At 56.0% G+C, this 12,278-nt stretch carries 7 protein-coding genes; 2 read left to right on the top strand and 5 right to left on the bottom strand.

The features are described from left to right. Both VBE63_RS20235 and VBE63_RS20230 read left to right on the top strand, forming a co-directional pair. Positions 1 to 915: ATP-binding protein (locus VBE63_RS20235; RefSeq protein ID WP_323684828.1), on the top strand; the 915-nt coding region annotated here is incomplete at its 5' end. A 144-nt stretch (positions 916 to 1,059) separates the two neighbouring features. After that, entirely contained in the window at positions 1,060 to 1,374 is a 315-nt protein-coding gene (locus tag VBE63_RS20230) for a hypothetical protein (protein ID WP_323684827.1), read from the top strand. An 89-nt stretch (positions 1,375 to 1,463) separates the two neighbouring features. On the opposite strand, the gene VBE63_RS20225 is transcribed toward VBE63_RS20230, so the two are convergent. The 5 genes from VBE63_RS20225 to VBE63_RS20205 all read right to left on the bottom strand — a co-directional run bounded on the left by VBE63_RS20225 (position 1,464) and on the right by VBE63_RS20205 (position 11,562). Further along, entirely contained in the window at positions 1,464 to 3,827 is a 2,364-nt protein-coding gene (locus tag VBE63_RS20225; protein WP_323684826.1) for a hypothetical protein, read from the bottom strand. Then, positions 3,824 to 5,260: a hypothetical protein gene (locus VBE63_RS20220; RefSeq protein WP_323684825.1), complete on the bottom strand. Its 1,437-nt coding sequence runs from the start codon at positions 5,258 to 5,260 to the stop codon at positions 3,824 to 3,826. The genes VBE63_RS20225 and VBE63_RS20220 overlap by 4 nt, the downstream gene beginning before the upstream one ends. Before the next feature lie 68 nt (positions 5,261 to 5,328). Continuing rightward, the gene (locus VBE63_RS20215) at positions 5,329 to 7,335 is read right to left on the bottom strand and encodes a hypothetical protein (protein WP_323684824.1); all 2,007 of its coding nucleotides are present in this window, start codon (positions 7,333 to 7,335) and stop codon (positions 5,329 to 5,331) included. Positions 7,336 to 7,432: 97 nt separating this feature from the next. Beyond that, complete coding sequence (locus VBE63_RS20210; RefSeq protein ID WP_323684823.1) at positions 7,433 to 8,995, bottom strand: hypothetical protein; 1,563 nt, start codon at positions 8,993 to 8,995, stop codon at positions 7,433 to 7,435. Then, positions 8,995 to 11,562: an AAA domain-containing protein gene (locus tag VBE63_RS20205; RefSeq protein WP_323684822.1), complete on the bottom strand. Its 2,568-nt coding sequence runs from the start codon at positions 11,560 to 11,562 to the stop codon at positions 8,995 to 8,997. Before VBE63_RS20205 ends, VBE63_RS20210 begins: the two co-directional genes overlap by 1 nt. Positions 11,563 to 12,278 lie beyond the last annotated feature (716 nt).

Below are 12,278 nucleotides of genomic sequence, written 5' to 3'. Positions count from 1 at the left end.
ACGGACGAGATCGGTGTCGCCTACAACAACTTCCTCCGCGGACCGATCAAGCCGCATATCCCTTGTTCAAACCGCCAGGCCATCTTTTTCCAACTGGAAACGCCAGGGCGCTTCGAAGCCGCTCACAGCACATCGCAGCGCATCATCCCCAAAGTGGTCCGATCGTTGCGCGAGACCCTGCGAGAAATCGTCTTCCTCGATCCGCATCCATCGCGGATGCGCGATTACGCCTATGCCAAGGATGACGTCATCAAGGAAGACGGCAGCAACCTGTCGGCTGTGCTCTACAAGATCGCCAATGCCGAGCATGGCATCGCGCCATTGCTGGACTTCATTCGGTCGCTGCCCGAGCAGGACATCACTGACGTCCAATTCATCAAGACGGACCGAAACGACCTGATGGTGCGGTTGGTAGAATCCTTCGGTGACCAGCAGCGCACCATGGATGCACCGCTGCTATCGGACGGTACCCTCCGAGTGCTGGCAGTGGGCGCCGCCTTGCTGACGGCGCCTCAGGGTGCCCTCGTCATCATCGAGGAGATCGACAATGGCGTGCATCCCAGTCGTGCCGAGGCCCTGGTCCGGCAGATCCGCGGCATTGCATCCGCGCGTGGCCTGCGGGTGCTGCTGACCTCGCACAATCCCGCGCTGCTCGATGCCTTGCCCGACGATGCCTTGGGCGATGTGGTCTGTTGTTATCGTGACCCCGTCGATGGTGACAGCCGACTGGTACGTCTTGGCGACCTGGATCGCTACCCGGAGCTTATTGCTCAAGGCCCGCTCGGTCAATTGATGACACAGCGCGTGCTCGATCGCTTTGTCAAGGACGAGAGCACAGCGGAGCAGCGCCAAGCAGCGGCACTGGACTGGCTGGGCAAGCTGCGCGAGACAGGGCAGGCAGGGTATGGCGGATGACGGCCATTTGTCTGCTCGATACCTCGGTCTTCGTGGAGATTCTGGATGTTCCAGGCAAGGCGACCCAGCATGAGGCCATCCTGACCCAGATCGGAGAGCGTATCCAGAAACGCGAGTCCTTGTTCTTGCCGATGGCAACGATCCTTGAAACTGGCAACCATATTGGTCAAAACGGTGATGGCGGTGCGCGCCGGCGATGCGCACAGCGTTTCGTGCGCGAAGTATCAACCGCCTTGGCCGGTCAAGTCCCCCTTCAAGCCGATCAGCTTCCTGCAAGCGACTGAACTGCAGGCGTGGCTGAACGAATTTCCAGACCACGCCATGAGTGGCAGCGGCCTGGGCGATCTATCGATCATTCACGATTGGCAGCGCCTATGTGCACAGAATCGTGGGCGTCGTGTCTACATCTGGTCGCTGGATGATCACTTGCGGGCATATGATCGCGCAGCTGAAGTTTGAGACAAGACCATCTGCATGCTGACGCCTACAGAACTACAAGCTCTTTTTTTGAGTTGAAAGTCGGCCTGCTCATCTCCAAGAATACACACTCACTCGTCTTCGAGCGCCCAAATGCGCGTCAAGAGATTAGTGTGTTTCGCGCTGCCTTCCAATGCTTCTCGGACATCTTTAAGCAGTTGATAATGACGTTCTAGTCGTTGCTGTTGGCGTCGCTTTTCAGCTAAATCTTTGATAACGGCATCTAAACCACTCGCAAGTCTGTCTGCAGAAGGATCTGCCCCGAGCACTAAAGCATAGGGATCTTTGAGGCGAAACCGCAACAGTCCAGCAGTGAAGGCTGGCGCGTTGACAAAACCCACTTGGTAAGTCCCACCAACTTCTTCAAGCAACCTTTTTTCGGCAACCTTCGATAGAAAGTCGATCTGTTCCTTGTCGAGTAATCTTGGTGCCTCATCAGTTCGTGAGAGTAAAAAAGCCATGCACGCAGTCTGGTCACGCTTCCACCTTCCTATTGGTAGATGGAGCAGGTGGGAAATGACCTGATTAATCTGGTCCTTATCGCGCAGTACGCGCCCAATCCCTTGATAAACGAGCATTCTATGCGAAATATGTCGGATGAGTGGATGCCCTCCGACTTGTGCGCCGAGCGCATCCATTAGCAATTCAACGAGACTCTCTGGACAGCGCTTGAACGTCCAAGTTGCAAAACGCAGTGGATGATTGTCTGGTATCACTTGTGATTTAATACGCAGACGCATCTCTCGCTCTGCTCGAGCTAGCATCTCATCAAGGGCTTGGGTATCTCTTTTTTGTATTTTACGCGGGAGATTGCCATCACTATCGACGGCATATTGTCCCATGAAACGTTGTGTTGCGCAGTCCGCCAATGCTTTCCAGTCAGGGCTATCTTTTTTCACATTCTGCTGGAGGAGTGTTGATAAGCCCTTGTGCCTGCGACCATATCCTTCCCACAGCTCAATGCCTGACGGCAATACAAGTCGGTCTAAAACCACTGGTCTTTGAGGCTGTAGGCTCTCGATTAGTGCGTGCCAGCTTTGTTTGATAACTTTAGCATCGTTCCAGTCGACAAGGTAACTTAAAGGTTCATCCTGCGCTTGCAGCATCAAGCGGGCTCTGCCTGCGGCTGGCTGTTGTTCGAGCGTTAACTCAACGACTGTAGCCGTTCTCGCAGGTTCCGGGAGCTGAATATTAGCAAGCCTTGGCCACTGAGCCCCTTGCTTATTGAGATACACCTCAATCGCTTCCTGATTCGGCTGGAAAGCAAAACGTGCTGGGGTCGGGCTACGATATAGTTTTCCTGCCGGTAACAACTCGTCAGCACCAATGAGATTGTGATTTTCAGCGCCTTCCTTGCCTTCTACGATCGTCGACACTTGGGGCAGAAAGTCAAAATAGATTGGTTGATCATGTTGGATGCGCTCGGCTGCATGAAAAGCGCCAGAGGCAACATCGCCTTCAGAGAGGGCTAATACTTCAAGGCCCAAGTGTTGACTTAATCTTTCCGCAAGAGTGATAGCACTCTGCGTGGCAAGTGGTGTATCAAGTTTCACAGCCGCACAATCGCAGAATATATCGGTGAGTGCTGCTGGAAAGCAGCCTGCTGGTAACGATAGTGTTAATGGTAAAGATAACGATGTTAGCGGCGCAAAAGCTCGCCAGCGGCCTTCATCTATTCGAATGGGTGTCGGTATGGGTGTCTCACCGAGGGCGAGAGCGTCAATCAGTCCTGTGCAGGCGATATCTTCGGTTGACTCGAGGTGTAAGGTCTTGAGCAGTTGCTCAGCGGCTCGCTCGCGCAGATGAGCCAGCCCCCAAGCCTGAGAACGATGCTTTCGACCAGCATCCCGTCGCTCTGGCGCTGTAACCTCACCCTGTCGCAAGGTCAGGATTTGTGTCGAGAAGCCATCAGCGGTATGGCTGATAATGCCAATTCGAGAGCGATCTGGGTACTTGTCGATGTCTGCCATCGCCAAGATCGCAAGTACAGGGCGCCAAACCAGTAATCGTCTTTGGGCGCCAACGAGCTTCAGCGCATGGAGTAATCGCTCTTGGTCAAGCTCGCTGACATCGCCGGTATCGGCGATGGCGAGTACAGCGATATCCGGTGAGGGCGCCATCGCGATGAGTGAGGCAGCAATCTGCTCACCTGTGCTGTCATCACCCAAGGCCGCAAGCACCGAACGGCGTCGCCAGGCCTCGCCTAAGCTCCCCCAGGCTGGTCCACATCCGTGCGCGGCCAGTAAGGCCTGTACGCCACCAACATAGGGTTGAGGGGTTTTCTCATTGGCGCCTAAGGCAACAATAGCGCTACTAATCCCTCCGGAGACCTGAACCCTTCGGCCCGTCTCGTCGTCCTCGCCGGGCTGCTTGAGCCAGTTCCTGATCGCGAGATCGCGCCAGCCATTCAGGTCATAGCCTGCTAATCGCTTCATGACTCCTGCCCTGTAACGACGTTCGCAGTCAGAAAATCAAAGATCGCATCCAGTCCTTCTACCAGTCCATTGCCTGAGGCATCGAGTGCAACGGCATGAAGCCGGATCGTCCCCTTTTCTATGACAATGGTTTCTGGATCGCCATGCGCTTGGGTTAAAAGTAGTGCATTTCCAATCGCTGGATGATCTGTTGACGTTCTTGTTTGCAGAAGTGCACGACTGGCTTCAGTCGCATCCTGTTCAAGGTTCAAGCGCGTAAACGTGTGAGGTGTCCAGATTGGTAGCCATAACCCAGCTGAGGAGGTCTTTATGTCCATAATCCATAGCCAAAGAAACGCGCCAAGACGCGCTTGTGGCGTAGGCAGCGCTTTCGGTCGGGAGTGTATTTCGACGATTCTTTGACTACTTTCGATGACAAAAACCGCAAGCGGGTTAGCATGGTCAAACCATCGACCGCGATTGGCTTCTGGTTTCCAAACGATTGGATATTGCGCCAATAGGCGAGCTTCAGTGTGACGTTCAAGTCCCAGGATGACCGCTAACGTACAAAAGTCGGTCCAACTTTCAGCCTGCCAAGCCCAGAGGTCATCGGTCGTTCGTTCGATGCGCAGTAGGCGCTCCCAGGCTCGGCGAACCTCTCGGTAATCTGGATCTTCTGTCAGCACATAGTTGGGCGTGATGCCAGGCTCCGCGCGCGTGATCCCTTGCTCTGCAAGTGAACGAGCGAGACGTCGGCAATAGCGTCGGTAGCGGTCGACGAGCTTATAGCGCTCGTGGGCTCTTGCACGATCATGCTCGCGTAACCATTCGCGCGCGACGTTAGCCGCTAAGATCGCGTAGCTATGCAGCACACGATTTTCCAGGGTGTCGAAGTGCTCGCGTCGGGTGGTACTCAGGATGCGTTGTTCGGCGCCGGCACGTTCAGCGACCGAACCACCAGGTTGGCGTGCTAGCCAGAGCATGCTCGCACGGTCCATCTCCTGGACCCGATCCAGCTGGATCAACTCTCGATGGCGTCGGAGTACCCGCCGCAGATGGCCCTCGAGTCGTCGTAGCCGGGTTTGTACCGTCTTCGCTTGCCGAACAATTTCGGCCATGCGTGGGTCGCTTTCATCTTCCGCACGACGCCAGGCCGCGGCCAGGCGTGACCAGAAGTGGGCTGGATCATCGAGCGACGGCTCGACCTCCTGTACGCGCGCCATCATGGTTGTCATGCGCTGCAGGGCAGCAAGGGCAACGCGTTCTTCGTCGGTTCGAGGTTCTAGCCCCGGTTTCGGGCGTGCGGGCAAACCGATCGCAGGAGGAGGGCCTTGGGTGTGGCCGCTCTTGGGGTAAGGGAGTAGGCGTAATTCGCGATCCTGCCCATTCTGCTTCCAATCGAGAAGCCTTGGGAAGACCGGCTTTTTGTGCCCAGTGGGGTCGACCGCGATCAATAGACAGTCATCAGGTCCAAATGCTGTCATACCCTCGTCGGCATCAGACCAAGGGCGTCTGAGCAGTTTCACGAGCGAATCACACCTTGCCAAACAAATTGGCCAATGCCATCCCGAGCTGCGTCGACCGAGGCGCGGATCGCCTCGGCAAGTACCTCGTCACCGAGATCCTCTCCAGTAAAGCGTGCGAGATTGTCAAATGCTGCCGACAGATCTTCAACTTCAACGCCACGCAGCTTTGGTAGTAGGCGCATTTCCACTTGATCAGCCAGGGGTGTTCGCATGTCGAACGCTTTGCTGACGGCAGGATAGTTTGCAGCATAACTCATCATGGCGCGGCCAAGACGATGGCCAATCGGCCTGCGTAGCTTTGTCATTAGTGCCGCCATGCTGTCGATGTATTCATGCAGGCGGTTTTGCTCGGCGGTCGGTAAGCTGCGCACCTCTTTTTGCCAGCTTTCCCAGTCTGTGCGGGAAAGCGCTTTTGGGTTCGTCGCTTCTGCTGGAGATGTCTCTGGTGCAATTCGCTTTGGAGCAGAGAACCGTAATAGATTTGCGCGATCAATGACCTTGTCTGAAAGCGTTTGGGTGCTTTCGTCCTCATTCATTGTGCCCGCAAAGAGAACGTTGTAGCCCGGGAAAATACGCGGCGCTGATTGATGGTTGGGCATTGGCATTTCAAGCTCAATCTCAGCGTCTTTGCGTAATGCTGGATCATCGATAGCACTGCGTGGAGGTCTGCTTTCAAGCCGACTGAGGAAGTCGGAAAAGTAATACTCAACGCGAGCGAGGTTCATCTCGTCGAGCAGGATAAGCAGCATCCGATCACTCAGATCCTGGCTCTCTGTTGGACAGTGGAACTGGTCAAGATGATAGAGTGCACGCGCCATCTCGGTGGGGCGAAACCGGCTTTCGATATAGTTATAGAACCCCATCAAGTCTTGTGAGCTATCCCAGCGTGGCTGCACTGGAACTTGGAGGAATCCGATGCCCATGGCTGAGGCCCATTGCCTTGGCAATTGGCTCTTACCCGTCCCGGAGATACCCGCAAGCACTGTCAGCTGGGTGGTCTCGTTCACCTTCATGGCGGTATGGAACGCGCTCAGGGTGCGTGATGGATAGGTCAATCCAAGAAGCTGCATGCGCTCTTCGACGCGTTTCAGTGCTTCTTCTTCTCCAGTTTCCTTCGCGTGTTTCGGCAACTTCTGGAGGTAGCTGAGGAAAACTGGAGGCACTTGCAACACCGCCAGCCCATCGCCCTCGCTATCCTTGCCCGTTGCACGCGCGGATTCACGCTGCAAATAGGCAAGCCGAGCCTCCAGTGGGGCGCGCTGCTCTTCGAGTTGACGTAGGGTTTCGGCAGAAGCGGCAGCGGCGGCCTGGGCTTCTGATTGCTGCACAAGCTTCGCGGCTAGGTCTGTTTCGGTAGCCTCAGCGGCAGCCAGCGCGGCTGATCGGCGCTCTTGGAGGTGTTCGGCTGAAGCTTCTAGGCGAGCCATCTCGCGGCGCAGTTCTTCAGTCGATGCACGGACTGTTTCAGCCTCGGCCTCCAGACGCCGAAGGTCGCTGGTCTCTTGCCGCAGCGACTCAACCTCGGAGGTCAGGGCTTTCTTGCTATCTTCGAGTTGATCCAGTTCCTTGATCAATTCATCAGCACGGTCAATCTTGTGCTGGATGGCACTCAATGCCTCTTCCTTCTCGAGCAATAGGCGGGCTGTCTCCGCATGCTTCGTGATCGCCGCTTCCGTTTCGCGATCAAGCTCGCGAATCTCTTGTCGACGGTCATCTAGCATTTGATATTCGCTAAGCAGTTCGTCCCGCTGTCGTATCAAGGCGTCAACTTCAGCCTGTCGTTCTGCGAAATCTCGTAAAGCCGCTGTTCTTTCCGCGAGCTTTTCGTCGATATCGACTAATTCCTGGCGTTTCGCATCAACTTGTGCAATCAGTGCAGCATGCTGTTGTTGAGGTCCTGCGTTTCGAACAACTTGGTCGTGTCTGATCGCGAGTGCCAGTTCAACAACGATCAAGGCCATAAGAGCTAGACTGCCAAGGGCGAACAGTGTGAACAGATCCATATTAAGTAGCTCCGTGATTAATCAGCGGGGAGAATATCTCGCGCTTTTTGTTGAGCGGGACTAATAGGTGAAGAACGAGACTGGTGTCTGATGTCTCTCATTGTTGGCTATCTCGCTGCGGAGTCTTAAAAGATTCGCGCTCTTGTTTCAATCTTGCAATTTCAGTGGATAGTTGCTCTTGTGTGGTTATTTGCGCTTCTAATGTTCCGCGCGTCTGAGTCAGCTGCTGCTGAATTGCAGATAAATCCCGCGATGTTTGGTTGATCTCGGCGCGCTTTTCCGTCCAGTCATCTGCAAGCTTTGCCAAGGCCTCGGTGCGCGTTTTTACTTCAGCATCAAGTCGTTTTTGCTCTTCTCGTAAGCGCGTGATCTCATCATCAAGCCCACTGCGACTGATCGTTCGCTGGGCGATGGCTTCGCGGAGTACGGAAAGCTCATCGCGAGATGTCAGTATTTCAGCAGTGATCGTTTTGACTGTTTCACGTGTTTCGAGCAGTTTTTGCTCCGCTTCAGATAAGCGCTCACCTTGTTCCTTTAGTGCTGTCTCTGTTGCCTCGCGGCGGCTTTCCTGCGTGCGAATCGCTTCTTCTAATGCTCTGATTTGTTCATTTAAAGTGATGCTTCGCGATTCCTTTTCAGCCACATGTGCTTGGAGTTGGACAAAATTGGCTTGGATCGTCTGGGCCTGACTCCTGGCCTCAGATAACGTACTACGAGTGGAATTGAGTTCCGTGGTCAATTCAGATAGACGTTGCTCACGTTCGGAAAGCGTTTCTTGCGCTGATTCGATCTGAGTTTGCAGACTGGCCTCTTGGCGTTGTAGGGTTTCTAGCGTCGTGTTCAGGCTGTCTGCCCGGCGTTCTAACGGTTCCAGCGCAGAACGTAGACTCGACTCGGTAGCCTTTAAGCCTGCGATCTCAGTGCGCAGCCGATCTCGTTCCTCGCGCGTTGTCTCGGTCTCTGTTCGGAGCTTTGCGTTGTCTTCGGTGAGTTGCTGCTGCTGCCTTTGCCGCTCGCTAGTGTCTGCTTCCAGGGCGGCAGCCTGGTCGCGCAGGCTGGCTGTCGTTGATCGTGCCTCCTGTAGCTTGCTGAGCTGTCCATCGAATTCAGCGATTTGTTCTTGAAGACGGCTTTTTTGCTGTGCTTGATCGGTGACCGTTTGTTTTAGTGTTTCTACCTGGACTTCAAGATCGGTCTGTTCAGTAGTGAGCCGATCAAGCTGACTTCTTGCGCGTTCAACATTAGGTGTGAGCTCTTTGATGCTTGCTTGAAGCGATGCGAGTGCGCGCTCGGCACCTGTGCGCTCCTGATCGAGCGATGCGAGTTTGGCCTCGGCTTCCTGTTGTTTGCGTTCGGCAGCATCGGCCTGTTCTTGTAGCTCAATCACCTTTTGGGCATCGACGCGTGCATTAGCGACTTGGCGGTCTAATTGTTCGCGCTCATTGCTAAGACTGAGCATCTGTTCGTTGAGTGTATCGTTTTGCTGAAGCAATCTGTCTTTTTCTTGCTGCAGCCTGACGATATTGCTCTCTAAGCTATCGCTATTTGCCTCGAGCGACATGAAGCGGGTGTCTAAAGCCCGAATCTGAAAAAAGAGAAAGGCAACAACAGTGAGTGCAACCAGTGCCGAGATTGCCGCAATGAGGGTATTTGTGCGCATTAGCGAAGGTCCTGTTCAACAAGGTCAATGCAGGCTTGTAGATCATGGTCGAGCTCATCGACCCAAAAGCGGCGAACCCGCCAACCCAGGGAACGAAGCTGATGGTCGCGCCAATAGTCATCGAGTTTGCGAAATCCATCCGGGTCTTGGTGATAGCGGCGTCCGTCGACTTCGAGATCGAGCTTGGTGCCGTTTGTGCCAAAAAGCGCGAAATCTAATCGTCTTCCTGCAATGTCATACTGAGGGATCGGGTCAAGACCCCGTTGCCTGAGAGCAGAATCAACAATGCGCTCCCAATGGCTATCGAATACCGTCTCTCCGCCGCGTTTCGGAGGCTCGGTGGCGCGTGCGGCGAGCGTTGTGAGTGATCGGAGCTGACCGGAGCGAGCAAAGGCTAAATCGCCGAAAATGTGTACGACGGCACGGGCTCGACTGATCGCCACGTTCAGACGGCGCCAGTCGTTTTCGAAAAAGCGTTGTCCGCTATGAGGGCTGCCGGAAAAGACGACCGGTGAAAACAGGATGAGATCCCGCTCCTGGCCTTGAAAGCCATCGATGGTTGCAACGCGAAGATCGGCAGTTTGGAGGGTATCCGCAGGCAGCGCTGATTGGAGTGCGCGTTCAAGCGCAAGGACTTGGTGGCGAAAGGGGGTGATGATTCCCACGCTGCCGCCATATTGTTCTTGCAGGAACAGCGTTTCTAGGTGTTTGGTGATCGCCTGCGCTTCTTCTTCGTTGACGTTGCTTCCGCGCTGCTGCAAGCCGGACCGGCCTGGAACGTCGGTCCAGACGAGTCCCGGCTTGGCCCCACGCGGAACCTTCAACTGGCGTTCGTCGATTGCTGAGCGCAAGCGGTTGCCATAAAAACTCTGGTTGAGATACTCGACAATCTGAGGCGCCGACCGGTACTGCTCTCGGAGCATGATTGCAGGGACATTTTCTTGAGAGCGAGCGAGATCGAACAGCGAGCATCGGCCTTGTGCGTAGCGGCCCATGCCGGTTTCTGGCAAGTCCTGGGCGGTCATCAAATTCCGGTCCTGGCGTGCGCCGATCTGCGGGATGAAGGCAAGTTGTCGCTCGTCTCCAACCACCACTGCGCGACGCGCTCGTGCGAGTAACGGAAGCGCTGAGGCAATGTCGCACTGGCTTGCTTCGTCGAAGACCACGAGATCGAACAGGGCTGCGTGCAGTGGTAAGCGCCGGGGTGTGCCGAGGATGCTGGCCAGCCAGAGTGGTCGGTGTCCGATGACCTGCGCGGCAAGCGGGTAGTCAGGTTGCGTCATTCCGTCGAGCTGACGGTCGCGGTAAGCGTTGGTCAGCGCGAGGCGATCCGACTCGGTCAGCGATGCCAGCGACCTGAGATGCTGTGCCAGCACGGGCTTGGCTAAAAGGGCGATTTGCTCACCAAGTGCTACCGGATCGGTCGGTTCTGGCAAGTCTGCGAGCTTATTTCGATCCCGGCGAATGCAGTGCTCCAGAGTGACTAGATCAGCGCCATCGGGCAGGCTGCCCTCGGTGTCTTGTACTGAGGCTGGGTTTGGGCGTCGAAACCAGTCCATCAGCTTAGCGAGTCGTCCTCGTGCTGGTTTGGCTGAGGTTGGTGTCGAGTTGCCCGGGGGCCGCTGTTGGCGCGCGTTGCGCCGGTCAATATGCTCGGCCAGCCGGGTATGGAGGCGGCGCCGTTCGGCCTGAAGGGCGAGTGCCTGGTCACGTTGGCTTATAAGCTGGGCGAGCCCGGAGAGCGTCATCTCGTCAGGCGGCGGTATTGAGGCGGCCGGCTGATTGATGAGTTGTCCAAGAACGTCGTTTAAGGACTGGTCGCGCTCGGTACGAGGATCGAGCGTCCGCACCATAAACGGGGCGTCGGTTGCAATCGCTTGCAGGCGCGATTCGACGGCATCGAGCGCTTGGTGATTCTTGGATGCGACCAGCACGCGCTGATCCTTGGCCAGCGCGGAGGCGACGATAGAGACGATGGTTTCAGTTTTTCCCGTGCCTGGTGGACCGGTTACAACGGTCAGCGTATGGCGCATCGCCGAGGCGCAGACTTGGAGTTGCTCGGCGTTGAGTGGACCGACGTTGAGAGCCGGAGCGGGTTGCTCTATGGGTGGCGTGGTGTGGCCGAGTAAGGCGCCAAGTGCCGTCTGCGATAACTGCTCCGTTGACCAGTCGGCGAGCGCATCGAGATCTCGCGCGGCGCCGGCGGTAAAGCTCTCTTCATCATGTAAGAAGAGGCCCATCGCATCAAAGATGCCCGGCGTTGCGGAGTCTAGCCGAGCTTGCGTCAGGAGTCCTGTGAGGCGACCGCGAATCGCGGAGGCCATGGCCTCCTTGAGTCGATCGAGGAATTCTGTTGGAGACAGTCCTGAGCTCGCAGTTGGCTCAGAGCCTTGGCTGTTGCTGAAAACCTCGCGCAAGCCAGCTTCTGTCCACGCCGTGCTCCGTGCCGCGGCCTTGATCCAGTCCGGGTTGACCATGACCGATGCGGTCTCGATCAGAATCTGTAACTGCGTGGCATGGCGTTCCCAGCGTGCAGCGATGAGGCCGATCGGCCAGATCACAGGCACGCCGATCTTGCGCCCAACGGCCAGAGGCCATCCTATGGCTAGAGCGTTTTCAAGGTTTTCCCGGCGAATGAGCGCTTCCCGGAAGTGTGCGGGTAGGTTGTCTAATTCAATGCAGATTCGACCTACCCTTTCGGTACCGCTCCACCAGATGCCACGGCCTGCCAGGAGTTGGAATTTTACCCCGTGACGGTCTGGTCCCTGTGCCATGGCGCCACGCGGATCGGCGCGCAAGGTTGAAGCATAATAGCGCAGGAGGGCCTGCGCAGAAGGGGCCGCCAGTGCAATACCATCCGGTCTCTCGGGTGCGATCTCTGTGGCTATCTGCTCAAAGCGTGCGGGAACAGCAAGCAGGATACTTTGCGACAAGCTTTCTGAAGCCTTGTGCTCGGGAGGTGAATCGATGGAGGAGGAGGATGTGGTGGTGCTGGGTGCCGCTGTTTGCGCTCTCGTGATCACACGCCATTTGCGATCCGCTTCTAGAACGATGTGGCCGCTTCGAGTCAGGCGGTATAGCTCGGTGAGCAGCTCGCGCCGCCTTGGTGGATCAAGGTCGTACCCGAGAATGCGCAGAAGTTCCCCTGTTGTTCGGCCTGAGGGGAATGCGCTGATGATTCGCTGCAGGTCCATCTTTGTGATGCGATTGCGTTCAATGCGGGGCTTTCGACCCTGAGTTTGCTTCAGCGCCGACGATGCTGCAACCGAAGCTCTTGACGATG

Origin of the sequence: Lamprobacter sp., from assembly GCF_034860625.1 — a bacterium.
Taxonomy (GTDB): Bacteria; Pseudomonadota; Gammaproteobacteria; order Chromatiales; family Chromatiaceae; genus Lamprobacter.
The sequence above is the reverse complement of the archived record's forward strand: the minus strand, read 5'-3'. Positions and strand labels throughout refer to the sequence as shown.